Raw genomic sequence first — 17419 nt, 5'->3', positions numbered from 1 at the left:
AATATCTTCAATTAAATCAGGGGGGGAATGAAATACATCTTAAAACTATTAAGCGAGCTCGTTTTGTTGAACATAGCTTGATGTGGTATTGAAAACATCGATAAGCCTCCTCCAGGGTATATATACATGTGGGAGAAGCCAAGAGCTGATTTTACTGAAGTAGGAAAAGCCCTATTGGAATGTGGAATGCCAACTCCTTATGGTGAAGATTCAGAAAACAGAGAGCTTAGTGTTAATGAGGATGCAACAATTTATGCTTGCATGATTCAATCAGGATTCGACTATAAAGATGAACATGAAGGGGGATGGTGTTATACGTTTAAAGAAGAAAACCTTCCGATTTGTTGTCCAGATGCTGTCATCCCACAGAGAAGTGTCAAGAAGCGCTTAAACAGCCCGTTTTGTAAAAAGTACAAAAATAGCCGTAAATATCAACCTTAAGTCTTGCTGTTGATGGAAAGTACGATCCTCACATTCATGTGTACCCATGTCAGTGCGGGATTGTTCCCTTAATTAACCATCTCAATTTAGTCCTACATGTTGGATAAAATATCAACAGGCTTTTGAGCCTTCTTATAGTCAATAAATCCATTGAGCACCTCCATCTTTACGTTTGTGAAGAAGCAAGCAGGCACCATCATTATATTTACCAGCCTCCAATGTTGCGACAGCTCTAGCATTAAGATAGTTCATAAGAGCCATTTTTAGTTCTTTCTTATATAATTTTACCCACACACTCATCCTGCTTGTTATGTGCAAGCGAGTAATTTTGATTGATTCAAGATAAGCAGACTTGAAATGAGAGAATCTTACGTTATTCGGGGCTCTCATTCAATATGAATAACGATAAATTATCATTATAATCAATATCTTGTTTCTTTGAGAACAATAGCAAAATTACTCATGGAACAGAATATTGTTTGTAAATTTGTATCATTAGGAATACAAGATGAGCCAATCTGTAATGGAAGCCAATAGGATATTTTGGCAAATTATGGAATAAGTCGAGAAAGTATAACGAAAACTATGTTAGCATTGATATAATGTATAAAAAATATGAAACTACCCTCTCATGCGTTTGCCTGTGCAAAATAATCATAACTCATTGACAATGCAAGAGAATAAAGCAGATAAGCATATTAAATTGCGTTATCTTGCTTTTAGTGAAAGCATTTTTTAAAAGATATTATATTGTATTTTTTCATTATTTAAAAATGTATTCTATAAAATATAATATTATATTCCATATAATATATTATTCAATAAAGTTAACATACATCTGTAGCTATTATATGGAATATATTTCGTTTTTTATTATGATTATAGATTAATAATATATCTTGATTATTTAAAATAAAATTAATTATGTACTATATAGATTTTGTATATTGAAGTGGAATTAAATGATAGTTATAAATTTACTTTTTTATTCTAATACGGAAGAAAATTAATTAACGTATTATATTTTAAACGTTTTTATAAATAGGAGGGGAAAATGCTCACAGCATTACTTATATCTATTTTTTCTATATAAACAATTTTTTGCTTTTAATATCAGCGCTTGTTCTTTTTTATCTTTAGAATACGCTTTTAACAAAGTAAATGAAAGCTGTCTGCAGTGTTATTTATGCTCTGTGTTCATGATTATTAAGTTTTTTTCTTTATTATTATTGTAGTTATAGGATATTTTCTATCGTTTTATGGAGAAAAATTTTGGCTTTTTCTATTGAAGGTTAACTGTCAAAATATCTGTGAAATATATAAATATGTATCTCTATAAAAAAGGATTTCTTTTTCTAAAAGCATTATAAAATTTCATTACTTAGAGCCATTTTTATTCACTAAACTTTCGCATGTAATTTCTTTAAGTATCTTGGCACCGGTCAGTGTCATGGCTACCCGCATTTCACTTGCGAAAAGATCAAGCAAGTGAGTAACGCCTTTCTCACCTGCTGCTGCAAGCGCATAAATAAAGGCACGACCAATCATAACAGCATCTGCACCTTGTGCTATCATACGTACAACATCAAGACCAGAACGCACACCAGAATCCCCTATAATAACCAAATCATTCTTTACGGCTTCGGCAATTGCTGGCAATGCCCGTGCCGTTGATAAGACACCATCAAGTTGGCGTCCACCATGATTAGAAACAACAATACCATCAGCACCAAACTGTACTGCTTCTCGTGCATCTTCTGGATCAAGAATGCCTTTCAGAATCATTTTTCCCTTCCAGAAATTTCGAATCCATTGCAAATCACGCCAACTAATTGATGGGTCAAAATTTGCTCCAATCCAACCAACATAATCATCTAATGCAATCTTCTTTTGCAAATAGGTAGAAACATTGCCAAGATCATGTGGACGCCCCATAATACCAACATTCCAAGCCCAATGAGGATGGGTCAAAGCTTGAAAAATACGGCGTAACCCAGCATAAGGCCCAGACATTCCTGAATGCGCATCACGGTAACGTGCACCGAGAATTGGCATGTCAACTGTAAAAACCAATGTGTGTATTCCAGATGCCCAAGCTCGCTCTAATGCATCACGCATGAATCCACGATCTTTGAGAACATAAAGTTGAAACCAAAATGCATCACCAACTGCTTTGTACACTTCTGCAATGGGACAAACTGAAACTGAGGAGAGGGTAAAAGGAATCCTTTTTGCAACGGCTGCACGTGCGGCTTGTACCTCACCACGGCGTGCATACATACCTGTTAGTCCAACAGGTGCAAGTATAATCGGCAAATCGAATTTTTGATCAAAAATCTTGGTTGAAAGATCAACTTCACCAATCTGCATCAGGATTCTTTGACGTAGTGCAAGTGCTTGAAGATCAGTACAATTACGTCGCATTGTTTCTTCAGCATAAGCTCCACCATCGATATAATGAAAAAGGAAAGGAGGAAGCCGATGTTTTGCTGCTTTACGGTAATCAAATGTTGAGGAAATAATCATGAAGTGCACCAAATATTTTTGAATGAAGAGCGGAAACGTCATACAATTTATAAAGAATTAATCACCTTTCTTTTTAGACATTTTCTCAAAATACTTCATTCAATATATGTAGAAAATGAAGATTGCGGCCCAAAAAAATATATTGATAATAGCAATAATTTTATTGTTCTTTTTCAGATTTAAGAACTGATAATTCTTAATTATTAATCAATAATTTACAAACGCATAGGTTATTTGTTATTAATAAAAATATATCTCAGAATAAAGAATTAAGCCGTAAATTTTTTCTGTAACCAACAGTCTTTGAGAGATTATTTAATTATTGTTTCTTATTTTAAAGCAACACCATACTATATAAACTATAAAGATATCTCACATGACACGTTATAAAAATCATAGGGCTAAATCTTGAATATAGCAATGAAAGTTCTCTAACAAGATGAAAAAGCGTATTAATAGAACGAACTCAAGATTGTTATACGTATCTAAAATGCTTTCTTTTGCAGGTTTTTTGCTCATCAAAATCTGCAGTTGCTGATTTACTTAGTTTTTTAAGAATTTTAAATTTGAATATATATGAACAGAAAAATTTCATTTTAACTTAAGCTATTTTCTAATCATAATTTTTATGATACATAAAAAGCATAATTACCATAATTATTGAAATAGCATTTAAATCGAAGATGCAATATATTAAGAAAATAAAGGATAATACTCCATAAGAAAGATATATTACTTTTAACAAAATTTTATATAAAATACAGGGAGATTTTATTTAAATAGGCTGTTTGCAAATATTTTACAAGAATCGCATTATAAATCATTTAAAATGCTTAGACAATTTTAATCCCTGTGCTTGATAATGTGATCCAGCATTCTGTCCATAAAGTGCTGATGGCCTATTGAGCATATGTTCATACATTAAACGACCGATCATTTGACCATGCTCTAAGATAAATGGAACTTCATGACTGCGTACTTCCAAAACCGCTTTTGCTCCTTTTCCATTTGCTTCCATATGCCCAAAACCTGGGTCAAAAAAGCCTGCATAATGCACCCTAAATTCACCAACTAAGGGATCAAAAGGGGTCATTTCAGCGGCATAAAGCGGAGGAACATGGACAGCTTCTCGTGAAACTAAAATATAAAATTCATCAGGATCAAGAATCAGTTCTCTTTGACCACGATCAAAAAGAGGTTCCCAAAAATTGAGAATGTCTGCAACAGCACGTTTATCGATATCAATAACACTTGTATGACGTTTACCACGATAGCCTATAAGCCCGTTTTCATCACCTTTCAAATTAATAGAAAGCCCAATGCCACCAGCACTAATATTAGGTAAATCATCAGATATCAGTGTTTCATTCCTATGGAGAGTATGCAGTTCAATCTCATTTAAATAACTATGCCCCTTGCAAAATCGGAGTTGAGATAAACAAGAACCGGTACGCACCAAAATTGGAAATGTTCGTGGGCTAATTTCAAGATAGAGTGGACCATGATAACCAGCACAAACTTTATCGAATTCCTGGGCATTATCTATAATGACACGGGTAAAAATATCTAATCGTCCAGTAGAGCTTTTAGGATTGGCAACCGCTGATAAAATTTCCGGTAAAACTAAGTTTTCCAAAAGAGGAACAATATAAACACAACCTGTTTCTAGAACGGCTCCGTCTCGCAAATCAAATTCGTGCAATTTTAACCGTTCGAGTTTATCCAAAACTTTGATATCAGCTCCTGGCATAAAGGAAGCGCGTATACGATAAGCTTTTTCCCCTAAACGAAGATCAAGACTTGCGGGTTGTATTTGCGCTACATTAAATGGCTGAAGAGCTTTGAGAATACCATGATCAATTAAAGCTTGTATATCATTATCTGCTAAAATACCACTTATACGCGCCATATATTTTGCCTTCCATTATTACGCCGTTTCTTTTTTTGTCTCAGATGATTGGTAAGTGCAAGATATTTTAGAGTAATAAAAATCATTCACTTGTTAATTTGCAGCTATAGTTAATGAGAGAATGCAACAAACAATGAAACATTATCTTGCTACAATATTTTGTGAAAGTTTACTGAAGAGTTATTTTGAGCATAAGGCCTTACACATATTCTCATTCTTGAATGTTGCACAAATAATGTTATCATAATTCAAATCTAGAATCCTTAGGAATCTTGTTAGAATTTATGATGACCATACGCCATCTTAGCGAGAATATTATTAATCAAATTGCTGCCGGTGAAGTTATTGAGCGGCCAGCGAATGTTGTCAAAGAACTTGTTGAAAATGCCATTGATGCTGGAGCAACACGAATTGAAATTATTACAGCAAATGGTGGGAAAAATTTTATAAAGGTGAGTGATAACGGCTATGGTATTCCAGCAGATCAGTTAATATTAGCTGTTTCTCGCCATTGTACTTCAAAAATTACTGATGATGTGCACAATATCTGCTTCTTAGGCTTTAGAGGAGAAGCTTTGCCTTCTATTGGTTCTGTTGCTAAACTGAAACTCATTTCACGAACGCAGGATGCTGAGAGCGCTGCTGAAATTATTGTTACAGCAGGAAAAATTGTTGGCCCCAAGCCGGCTGCTGCTAATCTTGGGACAATTGTTGAAGTTCGTGACCTTTTTTTTGTCACGCCAGCACGGCTAAAATTTATGAAAACGGATCGTGCTGAGACGAATGCTATTACCGATATGGTTAAGCGAATTGCTATCGCATTTCCGCATATTCGTTTTTCTCTTTCAGGTGCAGACAGAACTTCTATGGAACTTCCTGCTACAGAAAATAATACCCAAGGACAATTGCATCGTATTACACAAATTATAGGGAAAGAATTTGCTGCCAATAGTATCGCACTGAATGCTGAACGCGAATCTGTTCATTTGACTGGATTTACTTGTTTACCATCCTTCAACCGTAGTAATAGCCTTCATCAATTTGCTTATGTGAATGGGCGCCCAGTGCGTGATAAATTTCTCTTTGGAGCAATTCGAGGCGCCTATGCTGATGTTATGACACGGGATCGTTATCCTGTATCTATTCTTTTTATTGATCTGCCTCCCTCTGATGTAGATGTTAATGTCCACCCAACCAAAGCCGATGTACGTTTCCGTGATCAGGGATTAATTCGTGGGCTCATCATTGGAGCAATTCATGAAGCGTTGCATCAAGCTGGTGTTCGTCCTACATTAACGCGTTCTGAAGCAATGTTGGCTGCATTTCAAATACAACAGCCATTGAAAAAATTTAAAAATACAGACCTATCTTCTTCTTACAGTTTACAGCCGCATCATTTTGCTTCTCCATCAATGGTACATCAACCATTGGATATGAACAGCTCTTTTGGTTTAAAAGAAGATACTAATCCTCTTATGGAGGGGTTAAATACACCAAGCGGTGATACTTACATTCAAAGCTCAACATCTTCATCAGAAGAATTATCTTATCCATTAGGTGCTGCCAGAGCACAAATTCATAAGAACTACATTATCGCTCAAACCCAAGACAGTTTAATTATCGTAGATCAGCATGCTGCTCATGAACGCTTAATTTATGAAGCACTCAAGAATGCGCTGTATTCTAAACCACTTCCTTCACAGTTGTTACTTATCCCTGAGATTATTGAACTCTCTGAAGAAGATGCAACATGCCTTTTAGCACATAAAGATTCTTTACAGAAATTTGGTTTGGGAATAGAAGCATTTGGACCCGGCGCAATTGTTGTGCGTGAAACACCCTCTATATTAGGAGAGATCAACGTACAAGCTCTCATTAAAGATCTTGCAGATGAAGCTGCTGAATATGATACGACAGACAATTTAAAAGCAATGCTTGACTATGTTGCAGCGACGATGGCTTGTCATGGTTCAATACGTTCAGGGCGCCTTTTGCATCCTGAAGAAATGAATGCGCTGTTACGACAAATAGAAGCAACACCCAATACAGGAACGTGTAATCATGGGCGTCCCACTTATATTGAACTTAAATTGACGGATATAGAGAGGCTTTTTGGTAGAAAATAAATGACTCTTTAATACTTTAGCAAAAAAAATATTTTTTTAATTCATTCTCGACTTTATAAGGCATTTTATGGCACTTTAACTTGTATAATCTCTCATAAAAATGGAAAGGGAGTATAAAAAATGTTTTCTAGTGATGAACGCGAAGCAAAAATTCATTACACCAATAATGGATATAAAATCGTAGAATATGGGACTTATACTCTTTGTGCTGTCACTGGACAGAAAATCCCGATAGACGATTTAAAATATTGGAATCATCACCGCCAAGAAGCATATGCGAGTTGTGAAATTTCCTATCATCGTGAGCTTGAATGTAACCCATATCTCAGTGAATTGTTAAAAACACAAAAAAAGTAACCGATCAAAAATTATAAATTTGGTTTTTTAAAGAAGATGTTGGCGTTCTTTAAAGCGGGCCATGACTTCTTCAAGCAGCATGTGGCAAAAATCTTTTTGAACAAAATCGACTTTAACATCAAATACAATCAGATTTTTTAAGTCTTTTTGCAGGTGGCTTGTTTGTATACGTGTATAATCCTTAGCAGTTGTAGCGAGCCATAAATTTTGCCTTTCAGCTTTTTGGACAAGATTTTTTAAATCTGTATCGGAAAAAAAATAATGATCAGGATAAGAGTAAGTTTGTACGACATGACCAGAAAGATCTTTAATGGATTTAAAAAATTTATTTGGATTACCAATACCTGCAAATGCCAAAAATGATTTTTCTGCAATCTTATCAGATGCGAATGATTTAAGCTGTGCATGATGCAAAGTCTTTCCAGTATGCGTGATAAGAAAATCAATTTTATCACACGCATCCAGGTGACCAATCAATAAAACACTGTCTGTGAGAGAAAGCTGTGTTTTAAAGGGTGCGCGCAACGGTCCTGCTGGAAAAACAGCTCCATTACCAAGACCATGCATTGCATCCACAACAAGCAATGCATAGTCTATGTAAAGGCGGCGGCTTTGAAATCCGTCATCCATTAAAATCAGATTACATCCTTCTTGTTTAAGCTTTTGTGCTGCAGCATAACGATCAGCTGATATGGCAACAACAGCATGCTGTGCAAGTAAAAGTGCTTCATCTCCAACCTCGCGCGCATGATCATATTTCTCATTGACAATATGCACTTTTTTAATGGATCCGCCATATCCACGTGAGACAACACCAGGCACGAAACCAAGCTCTTTAGCCGTTTGGGCAAAAGCAATGACAACAGGCGTTTTACCAGCACCACCACATGTAAAATTGCCAATGCACAAAACAGGAAGATCAATAATGGGGGGGGGGGTTGTCATGCGGCGATGCGCAAAATAACCATAAACCCACGAAACTGGGGTTAACAGAATACGCAGAAAGCTGTTACTTTTCCACCAAAAATGCGGTGCACTCATGTGCATAGCTATCCTCGCTGCTGATTCAAACCTGTTTGTATGACAAGGGGTTGTAAAAATGGCTCAAGAATTTGTAATGTACGCTCGAGTGCACCCGTCATACTCGTTGCAACTTTATAGGCTTTATGAGTCATTTCTTGTCGTAATACTTCATCTGTTAAAAGCTTATACACCTGAATAGCAAGTTGTTTTGTATCTTGAATCATATATGCTGCTTCATGTGTTAAAAATTGTTCAAACATTTCTTGAAAATTTGAGACATAAGGTCCTGTCAAAATAGCAGAACCAAACAAAGCCAACTCCAATGGATTGTGTCCACCATCGCCACATAATGATTTCCCAATGAAAGAGGCTTTTGATAAGCGAAGAAAAAGCCCCATTTCCCCAATTGTATCGCCCCACAAAATGTCTGTATTTGTATCTGGAACAGCATTGCTGCTTCTACGAACAAAACGCAAATTCTTATTGTTGCACTTTTTGATAAGATCTTCTAAGCGTTCAGGATGACGGGGCACAATGATTGTCAATAAATCTGGCAAATAATCTTTAAGAATTCTATGGACTTCAAAAGCGATTTCTTCTTCTCCGTCATGAGTAGAAATAGCAGCCCAAACTGGACGGTTACCGATAGCATTACGGTAATGTGTAAGTAATGTTTGATCTTCAACTGGTACAACATCGGCTTTAAGATTACCAGAAAGCACAACAGATTTTACTCCAAGAGCATGGTAATAAGTGACATCTCTGTCGTTTTGACCAATAGCCAGATCAATATGCTTAAAAATATAATTGGCAAGAACAGGGTGTTTTTGCCAAGCTTTAAAAGAATGTTTAGACATATGAGCATTAACCAAAATTTGTGGAATATGCATTTTAGCAAGTTCTTTGATACGCAGAGGCCAAATCTCTGATTCACAAATCAATGCTAAGTCAGGTTTCCAATGATTAAGAAAACGGCGTACTGCCAAATCTAAATCCAATGGAGCATATTGATGAATTAACCGATTACCAAATTTTTTTCTCACAAGAGAAGAGGATGTTACAGTACAGGTTGTCAACAATACACTGATTTTCAAAGATAAAATGTAATCAATAAGCGGAATAAGAGCAAGTGTTTCTCCAACACTGGCTGCATGCAACCAAATGAGCGGTTTTTTAGGTCGTGCTATACGGCTCTTACCCAAACGTTCTTTTTGGCGTCCACGCTCTTCTTTTCCACGAATAGTACGAAAAAACAAATAAAAAGGTACAACAGGACGTAAACAAAAACCAATCATCCTATAGATTAAAAAAGCTGTTTGTGCCTTTAGTTCCATTATAAAACTACTCCATTCATCTATTGTGAGATGTTTGTAAACTTTTTCTATTAAATAATTCACCACCTCTGTTTATTGTATAGATTGTTTTTTATCGAATAAGTGAGATATCTCTCATATTTTATGGAATAAAAAGTGCCTCATTTATAGAGAATGATTTGGTAAGCAGAAACGCAGTTCTATATCATGTTTTTTCAAGAAGCTTCTCCGATGAAAATGCATGTATACAAAATATGATAGAGCAGATAAATAATTTGGCTAATAAAATAATTATTTCTCATTTTATACGCTTTTATATCCACAATGATAATATTTTAAAATCGCGTGCATTATGTGCTTTAAAAGCTCTCATATTCCATAGGGAAAGTATTTCACAAATCATAAACAAATTTAATTTTTAGCTTTTTTGCCAAAAAGCACGTCCATTTCTGAATGAATAAACAAAAAATAACGCAATAACCCTTTCATTTTGAGAATGAAGAAAGAATTTTATAGTATATCATTCCTATAAAAAAGTGACAAAAAAGAGATTATAAACGCTTTATTCCTTTAAACATTATTTAAGATTATCAATTGCCCCTTTATCTTATCAGCAAAATATAAATAAGCTATAAAAGCCATGTTTTTATGAGTGAATATTGATTTCTTCCCTAAACGCACATGAAAATACATATTTTTTTGCGAATATTTTCACTTAATTTTTACTATTGAAGTTAAAAAAATCAATCTTTCTATATATTTATCTGATTAAAAAAAATAATGATCGAATATTCAAATTTTATTACGCATTTTCAGAATCAAGAAGGCGATGCAAGTCTAAGATGTAGTAACGTTGTAATGCATTGTCTACACTGCTTTGTGCTTTTGCTTGCCATACTTCTTGAGCAGATTGGTAATCTGGAAAAATACCGACAACATCTAAATCATCAATATTTTTAAAATGGTTGCTATTGAGATTTTTTAATTCTCCACCAAATACAAGATACAAGCATTGTTTCTTCTCACTGTTTTCAATCATAGGGCCTCCATATTATTCAGAGATTTTAGTGTATTTTTTATGTGATTAAACGAACTTTGCTTGACGAACAATATCTATCATATCTTGGCAGCAATTATTTTTACCAGCAACTAAAATCCCATATTGATAAGTTTCACTTCCGTAAGAGGGTGAAGCTGTATCAAGCGATAAAAAACATCCTCCGCATTCCTGTAAAATAAGATCAGCAGCGGCAATATCCCATGCATGACAATTCGGACGAACCAATACGATATCGATCTCATTTTGAGCGACAAGAACAATACGATAAGCAAGGGAAGGAATGTAGCGATAAAAATTGACTTTATTACAAAAGTTTTTCGGCAATTTTTGTGCTAATGATTTATCAATTGAGATTTTATACTTATCATTAATATGAGATTCTAAAAGAGGAAGTTTTGTAGCATTTAATGTTGCACCTCTCCCAGTAACAGCTGCATAAACATTTCTATGAGCTGGACATTGTACAACACCTACAATAGGGCGCCCATTCTCAATAATAGCAATTGAAATACACCAATAATTGCTACCAGAAAGAAAACCACGCGTTCCATCAATAGGGTCAACAACAAAATAGCGTTCATAGATATCTTTTCCTCTATCATCTTTTGTTTCTTCTGAAATCCATCCATAATTGGGGCGTGCTTTAAGAAGCTTTTCCTTTAAGAAGTGATCAACTGCAAAATCTACTTCACTGACTGGTGAATTGCCTTCTTTAATCCAAACGTTCATTGCGCATCCAAAATACCTCATTGCTAGATTGCCTGCTTCTCGACAAACATTAAGCAAGAGATTTAAGTCAGAAGAGTGATGCATGTTATTTTCCTGCAAGTGTCATCCCTTCAATTAATAATGTTGGAGCTGTTATACCATAACGTCGATCAATATCATTAGCGGGTGTTAAATGCGCTAACATATGAAGCAAATTGGAACCTAGCGTCACTTCGCTTACTGGATAAGCGATTTCACCATTTTCGATCCAAAAACCAGAAGCACCACGACTATACTGCCCCGTAACAAAATCAATACCATGTCCAAATAACTCTGTGACATAAAATCCATTTTGCAAATCTCTTATCATATCATGAGGCGAAACTAAACCTGGTTCAATAGCAAAATTGGTACTGGATGGTTGTACTAACGATGCTGAACGTACACCGTGTCCATTGGTTTTAAGTCCCAATTCACGTGCTGAAGAGGATGAAAGAAGCCAGTTTTTTAAAATACCATTTTCAATGATATTTAATGCTTGTCCCTCTACTCCCTCTCCATCGAAAGGACGCGAAGCATTTCCACGCAATCGCAAAGGCTGATCTGTCACATTAACGTCTGGTTTCATTACTGCTTTTCCCAAAAGATTTTGTAAAAGACTTGTTTTGCGGGCCACAGAAGCTCCATTGACCATAGATGCAATATGTCCAGCGATTCCACGAGCCGTACGCGGGTCAAAAATAACATCTACAGTTCCTGTCGCTGCACGAACTGCTCCCAAACGTCGAACTGCTCCAACACCTGCGTTTCTTCCCACAGTTTCTGCTGCTTCCAAGTCAGAAAAATGTAAGGCAGTTGTATAATCATAATCCCGCTCCATAGCAGTGCCCTCACCAGCAAGGGCACTACAAGAGCGCGAAAAACCACTAGAGTGATAGGTACCACAAAAACCATCGCTGGTTACAAGAACAAATCCGCTACGACCGTAAGCCATTGCGGCACCACCAGAATTGCTCACTCCTTTAACATCAAGGGCTGCTGCTTCTATTTTTAAAGCATCTTCTGTTAGAAAGTGATTGTGCGGAACAAAATCATCAAAAAGATCAAGATCTTTGGGATGTTTAACCAAAAATTCTTTATCTGCTAAACCTTCAAATAAACTGTCAGGAGAAGCCTTTGCCATTGCAACAGCACGTTCTGCAAGTTCTTGCGGATAAGCTGCTAAATTAGCAGAAACACTTGCTACTTTTTTGCCAACAAAAACCCTTAATGTAAAATCATTGCTCTCTGAAGCTTCGGTCGATTCGACTTTTCCAAAACGCACCGATACACTCGTAGAATGGGTGTGAATAATAATAGCATCAGCAGCATTTGCCCCAGAACGCTTTGCCGATTCGACCAATGAAGCGGCTTTATCAATCTGGTTTTTGTTAGTCATTATGGACTCCCTTAAATATTAACCAATAAATTATGGGTAAGCAATTTGGCAAATTTATACAAAATGTAACTTTTAAATTGACGTATCAATGAAAAAATCTGCATCATAAACACCTCTTTTTCCCTTTGATAAATTTTTTGCTTCTTTTCAACAAGGTGCAATATGTTATTAATTTTTTGGACTTCAATCATTTCAATCCACTACATATCATTATACAAGTTAAACTTGCATTGTTTGTCAAACCAATGAAACATTACGCAATGACACTTGGTTTAACCTCAAATGTTCTAATAATTTTACTCCAATAAACACTTATAAATTCCTTTGACTCTATATGCAGGATGTTAGCACATATTTTTTGTGCATATTTATCGAAAATAAGTTTTCATCATGATATTTTTCTCAGGACTACAGAATATAAAGGAAAAGCACCTTTTTGGTATATCATAGTGTCTGCTACTTATGAGGCAAAAAAGCTTGATTGAATTCCTCTCTTTTCACTTTTTGGTCTAGTAGCTAGATTAGAAATCAGTACAATGAATTCTGGAAAAGTCATGGTTTATAATCTTTTTAACAGATTTTTCATGCGATAGGCATAACTATGATATAGTTTTATTTTCAGTAAGAGCATGCCGGCTCATTTCAAGCATCGCATCACGAATGTGCTGCTTAATTTTTGTACCAATAATCATCCCAAATAAGGCCAAGTTGTTACATCTTCCCACATAGCCCAAATTTGCTCAGCACTTGCTTCTGTTTAATTTCTTCGCTATGTGTCCATTTAAACATGAGGGGTTTCTTTATTTTAAACACATTTCATTTGAATGATTAAATATATAAATATTTAGATTAAAAGGAATTCTTAAATTTACAAGACTTTTTTCTTTTGCCATTTTGAGAGACTTGATCAAAAATACATGAGAAAATAAAATTTGGGGGGCAGTCTTCCTATGATTAAGGTGAAGCGATTAATAATTTTTACATTGTACAATAAGCTTCAATCATATATCAAAAGATAGATAATTGAGTATTTTAACTAAAGGATAACAACTTGTTATTTAACTGACTTTAATAATTAAACGGTGCCGCATGCCGGACTCGAACCAGCGACCCCATCATTACGAATGATGTGCTCTACCAACTGAGCTAATGCGGCATAGGCTTATATTTAATTAAACAAAAGTTAGTTTGAAGGTAATAGCCAAAAGTACGCACAAAAGCAAGTATACATTTTTTTCAATAATTTATAAGATGTGCTCATTATTAAGGAAGGAGGAGGGGTGAGCAAAGGTTAAGAGCAGAACAGTATTTTTGATCTTGATTTATAAAATACATTCCAATTTATCATCGCGTTCAAATTTAAAAGCTCGCATGATAAAGTACACTTTAGGGGGAAAGCGGCGCTAGGATATCTTTATCAAATAAAAATATCAGCTCCTTTTGTAGAAAAGAAGAAACTTATTTGGACGAGAAAGTGTAAGAATGAAAGAGATCATCAACTTTTATGATGTGCAGATAATATTTGGAGCATTAATAGAAAAGTTAGTTATCATTTTTATAAGAATGATTATAAATGAAGTGGCTTATAAATTTAAATAAGTCTTTTTATTTCAGAAGGCATAAGAACTATGTTGGATGAAAAACGGCTAATAGAACTCGAAGATAGCTTACCAAGAAAAGTTTATTGATGAACTTTTTTGTGAGGGAACTGATCAATAGAAAAATTTAAATGAGATATCTAAAAAGTTAGATATTTTAACGAAACGATTTTCGGATTTAGAAAAACGAGGAAGCTAGAACAACGATTTTAACAGCTCTCATTGGCATAGCCTTGCTCAAACCAATAAAAACCAAAATAAATAAATTGTTATGAACATATAGGATATAATAGAAAATATTCCACAGCAAGCAATTGAAAAGAAATATATCATAGCTGCGTTGAAGGTGCTAAAAAACATCTGCAATGGCTAGAAACTTTCTAAAAGCGCTTAATGGGCTGTTTAATTGGGCAATGAACAAAGTCTTTTGGAAGATAATCTGACTTTAGAGGTAAAGAGATTTCTTTTGAAAAACCAAGGAAGCCTTTCGTTTGTACAAAGAGGATACTGAGAAGTATTATCACCAATGGCCTCATAGTACGCATGAACAGATCTGAATTGATATTCTTCTGTATACGAGCTTGCGTTGTGGTGATGCCTTTCGTATTGGTTGGACAGATGATACTATGGCATCTCTCTATACAAAGAGCGCAGATCGTAAAAGATGAGTATTAGAAGCGATAAAACACTTCAAAAAAGTTAAAAATAAAAGAAAAAGCGTAAGAGAATTAGGATTCATAAATTCCCTTGTTGATACAATAATTTATTGTTTTTTTATGAGTCATGATAGATAATCATAGCGATTATATATATGCTCATAAATAAAGGACTTTTTAACGGTTTCTATGAAAAAATAGCTTTTAGCTATCTTAAAAAATACTGTTTTCTCAAGTGTATCGATTGTATATCGTAGAATAGATTTTAGAAAAATCTTCCCAAGATTAATATCAAATCTATCCTTCTTTTAAGTATATAATATTTTGTGAAAAGGTTTTTGTTTTTCGTGATTTAAGATACAAAATGTTATTGCTAAAGCGCCGAAAATAGACCACACTGGTAAACAAATAAGAGTAATGAGAACTGAAACAAAAAAAGCCGGTATAGTATTACTGATAGACTGTTTCAGGCCATAGATATCTGTTTGTAGAAGATTAGCTAATATTTTATTTAAGGGGGTTGTCGTCCAGTGTGATGTGCTTATAGAGTGTGCACTATCAATAACAAATGCTATAATTGTTAGTGTAACGAAAATGAAAGCCATGAATTTAAATAAAGGGCGCAGCATATTTCTTCCTGTAATTTTTATGGAACACTCGCATAATGCACAGAAAGACAAGGAGTTGCATTATGACAAAAAAAATAGATTTATGTTCTCTTTTATAATTTCTGTTGAAAAAAATATGCCGAAGATATTATCAGCCTTTCGTATAAAGATTAAAATCAATATCAAGGGGGGAGGAGTGACGAATAATGCTTAAGGATGCGGAAAATGAATTGAAGCGTAACCTCCAAAGTCGCCACATTCAAATGATTGCTTTGGGTGGTGTTATAGGGACAGGACTTTTTTATGGCTCAACAGAAGCAATTCAATTGGCTGGTCCTTCTGTTATTTTAGCTTATCTTTTTGGGGGGGGTATTATTTATTTCATTATGCGAATGCTTGGTGAAATGTCTGTAGAAGAACCATCTTCAGGAGCTTTTAGTTTTTTTGCTTATAAATATTGGGGGAGGTTGGCTGGCTTCATAACAGGTTGGAATTATTGGTTTTTATATATTCTTGTGAGCATGACTGAACTTACAGTGATTGGATTTTACCTCGATCATTGGATTTTTATTGATCATTGGAAGTCATCCTTCATTGTGCTTTTGTTTGTTACATTAGTTAATTTATCTCATGTTCGTCTTTATGGAGAGTTTGAATTTGGTTGTGCTTTAATCAAAGTTTCTGCTGTTATTGGTATGATTATTTTTGGGATTTTTCTCATTTTCACTGGAATAGGAGAAAATCCAGCAAGTGTTCATTATCTTTGGGATCACGGCGGTTTTTTTCCTTATGGAGCGATAGGGGTTATTTTGGCAACTTCTGTAGTCATATTTTCTTTTGGAGGGACTGAACTTATTGGTATTGCTGCTGGAGAGGCATCTAGTCCACAAAAAACAATCCCAGTGGCTATTCGTCAAGTTATGTGGAGAATTATAATTTTTTATGTTGGTTCTATCAGCGTTATTATGATAATCAGTCCGTGGAATATGATTGGGAAAAATGGTAGTCCTTTTGTAACAATTTTTGAAACTGTAGGAATTCCTGCTGCTGGTCATATTTTGAATTTTGTGGTCATTATGGCGGCTATTTCTGTTTACAATAGTGGCATTTATTCTAATGGTCGTATGCTTTATAACTTAGCTATACAAAAAAATGCACCACATATTTTCAGTAAACTGAATACTACGCGTATTCCTTATGTTGCTATCCTCTTTTCGTCGTTTTGTACGGCGATAATCGTTGTTATTAATGCTCTGGCTCCTGATAATAGTTTTATGCGAATTATGGCTCTTGCAACTGCAGCGGCGCTTATTACTTGGGCTATTATTATTATTGTTCATTTGAAATTTCGAAAAGCACATAAGAACAGGAAAGGCAACTTTATTTATGCGTTTGCTTTATATCCTTATGCTAACTATTTTTGCCTTTGTTTTCTTGTTTTCTTGTTTTGTATTATGTTTTTAAGTGGCTTTGGAAAAAATGGATTAATGATCGGACTTTTAGATATGCTAGGAATAAGATTTCCTTTTTTTGAAAAATATATCCCTGTACAGATGCCTGATATGAGTTTGGCAGTGGTTATTATTCCTCTATGGTGCTTATTTTTATTTTTAGCTTATAAGCTTAAGCGATAACAATAGAAGTATAATATTAAAA

12 protein-coding genes, 1 tRNA gene and 1 pseudogene are annotated in these 17419 nt (G+C 34.8%); 4 read left to right on the top strand and 10 right to left on the bottom strand.

Features of this window, described 5'->3' with window-relative positions:
• The first annotated feature begins 87 nt into the window (after positions 1-87).
• Positions 88-441, top strand: coding sequence for a hypothetical protein (locus ABD909_RS04500; RefSeq protein WP_345096880.1), 354 nt, complete (start codon positions 88-90; stop codon positions 439-441).
• A gap of 141 nt (positions 442-582) precedes the next feature.
• On the opposite strand, the pseudogene ABD909_RS04495 reads toward ABD909_RS04500, so the two are convergent.
• The 3 genes and pseudogenes from ABD909_RS04495 to ABD909_RS04485 form a co-directional block, all read right to left on the bottom strand.
• A pseudogene (locus ABD909_RS04495) lies at positions 583-702 on the bottom strand (DUF4102 domain-containing protein); the annotation flags it as partial.
• A gap of 1116 nt (positions 703-1818) precedes the next feature.
• On the bottom strand, positions 1819-2967 hold the full coding sequence (gene lldD, locus ABD909_RS04490) for an FMN-dependent L-lactate dehydrogenase LldD (RefSeq protein ID WP_345096769.1): 1149 nt from the start codon (positions 2965-2967) through the stop codon (positions 1819-1821).
• Between the two features lie 820 nt (positions 2968-3787).
• Positions 3788-4876, bottom strand: coding sequence for a 2'-deoxycytidine 5'-triphosphate deaminase (locus ABD909_RS04485; protein ID WP_345096768.1), 1089 nt, complete (start codon positions 4874-4876; stop codon positions 3788-3790).
• A gap of 287 nt (positions 4877-5163) precedes the next feature.
• Here ABD909_RS04485 and mutL point away from each other — a divergent pair, with 287 nt between their 5' ends.
• Positions 5164-7002, top strand: coding sequence for a DNA mismatch repair endonuclease MutL (gene mutL, locus ABD909_RS04480; RefSeq protein ID WP_345096879.1), 1839 nt, complete (start codon positions 5164-5166; stop codon positions 7000-7002).
• A 120-nt stretch (positions 7003-7122) separates the two neighbouring features.
• Complete coding sequence (locus ABD909_RS04475; protein ID WP_345096767.1) at positions 7123-7359, top strand: DUF2093 domain-containing protein; 237 nt, start codon at positions 7123-7125, stop codon at positions 7357-7359.
• Between the two features lie 27 nt (positions 7360-7386).
• Here ABD909_RS04475 and lpxK read toward each other — a convergent pair whose 3' ends face one another.
• The 7 genes from lpxK to ABD909_RS04435 all read right to left on the bottom strand — a co-directional run bounded on the left by lpxK (position 7387) and on the right by ABD909_RS04435 (position 15784).
• Positions 7387-8406 carry a tetraacyldisaccharide 4'-kinase gene (gene lpxK, locus ABD909_RS04470; protein ID WP_345096766.1) on the bottom strand — a complete coding sequence of 340 codons (1020 nt, stop codon included), beginning with the start codon at positions 8404-8406 and terminating at the stop codon, positions 7387-7389.
• A gap of 2 nt (positions 8407-8408) precedes the next feature.
• Positions 8409-9719, bottom strand: a complete 1311-nt coding sequence (waaA, locus tag ABD909_RS04465; RefSeq protein ID WP_345096878.1) for a lipid IV(A) 3-deoxy-D-manno-octulosonic acid transferase — start codon at positions 9717-9719, stop codon at positions 8409-8411.
• Positions 9720-10497: 778 nt separating this feature from the next.
• Positions 10498-10734 carry a DUF4170 domain-containing protein gene (locus ABD909_RS04460; protein ID WP_345096765.1) on the bottom strand — a complete coding sequence of 79 codons (237 nt, stop codon included), beginning with the start codon at positions 10732-10734 and terminating at the stop codon, positions 10498-10500.
• Between the two features lie 45 nt (positions 10735-10779).
• Positions 10780-11583, bottom strand: coding sequence for a 3'(2'),5'-bisphosphate nucleotidase CysQ (locus ABD909_RS04455; RefSeq protein ID WP_345096764.1), 804 nt, complete (start codon positions 11581-11583; stop codon positions 10780-10782).
• Positions 11570-12901, bottom strand: coding sequence for a TldD/PmbA family protein (locus ABD909_RS04450; protein ID WP_345096763.1), 1332 nt, complete (start codon positions 12899-12901; stop codon positions 11570-11572). Before ABD909_RS04450 ends, ABD909_RS04455 begins: the two co-directional genes overlap by 14 nt.
• Positions 12902-13984: 1083 nt before the next feature.
• Positions 13985-14057 (bottom strand) — tRNA-Thr (locus ABD909_RS04440).
• Between the two features lie 1406 nt (positions 14058-15463).
• Positions 15464-15784: a hypothetical protein gene (locus tag ABD909_RS04435; RefSeq protein WP_345096762.1), complete on the bottom strand. Its 321-nt coding sequence runs from the start codon at positions 15782-15784 to the stop codon at positions 15464-15466.
• A 185-nt stretch (positions 15785-15969) separates the two neighbouring features.
• Here ABD909_RS04435 and ABD909_RS04430 point away from each other — a divergent pair, with 185 nt between their 5' ends.
• Positions 15970-17397: an amino acid permease gene (locus ABD909_RS04430; RefSeq protein ID WP_345096761.1), complete on the top strand. Its 1428-nt coding sequence runs from the start codon at positions 15970-15972 to the stop codon at positions 17395-17397.
• Positions 17398-17419: the final 22 nt, after the last annotated feature.

Source organism: Bartonella acomydis (assembly GCF_039543025.1).
Lineage (GTDB): Bacteria > Pseudomonadota > Alphaproteobacteria > Rhizobiales > Rhizobiaceae > Bartonella > Bartonella acomydis.
The sequence above is the reverse complement of the archived record's forward strand: the minus strand, read 5'-3'. Positions and strand labels throughout refer to the sequence as shown.

Bases quoted from the DNA above. Each gene is read 5' to 3' on its own strand.
- lpxK (WP_345096766.1), bottom strand. From the start codon at position 8,406: ATGCACATGAGTGCACCGCATTTTTGGTGGAAAAGTAACAGCTTTCTG.
- ABD909_RS04485 (WP_345096768.1), bottom strand. From the start codon at position 4,876: ATGGCGCGTATAAGTGGTATTTTAGCAGATAATGATATACAAGCTTTA.
- ABD909_RS04450 (WP_345096763.1), bottom strand. From the start codon at position 12,901: ATGACTAACAAAAACCAGATTGATAAAGCCGCTTCATTGGTCGAATCG.
- ABD909_RS04475 (WP_345096767.1), top strand. From the start codon at position 7,123: ATGTTTTCTAGTGATGAACGCGAAGCAAAAATTCATTACACCAATAAT.
- ABD909_RS04430 (WP_345096761.1), top strand. From the start codon at position 15,970: ATGCTTAAGGATGCGGAAAATGAATTGAAGCGTAACCTCCAAAGTCGC.
- ABD909_RS04435 (WP_345096762.1), bottom strand. From the start codon at position 15,784: ATGCTGCGCCCTTTATTTAAATTCATGGCTTTCATTTTCGTTACACTA.
- ABD909_RS04460 (WP_345096765.1), bottom strand. From the start codon at position 10,734: ATGATTGAAAACAGTGAGAAGAAACAATGCTTGTATCTTGTATTTGGT.
- mutL (WP_345096879.1), top strand. From the start codon at position 5,164: ATGACCATACGCCATCTTAGCGAGAATATTATTAATCAAATTGCTGCC.
- lldD (WP_345096769.1), bottom strand. From the start codon at position 2,967: ATGATTATTTCCTCAACATTTGATTACCGTAAAGCAGCAAAACATCGG.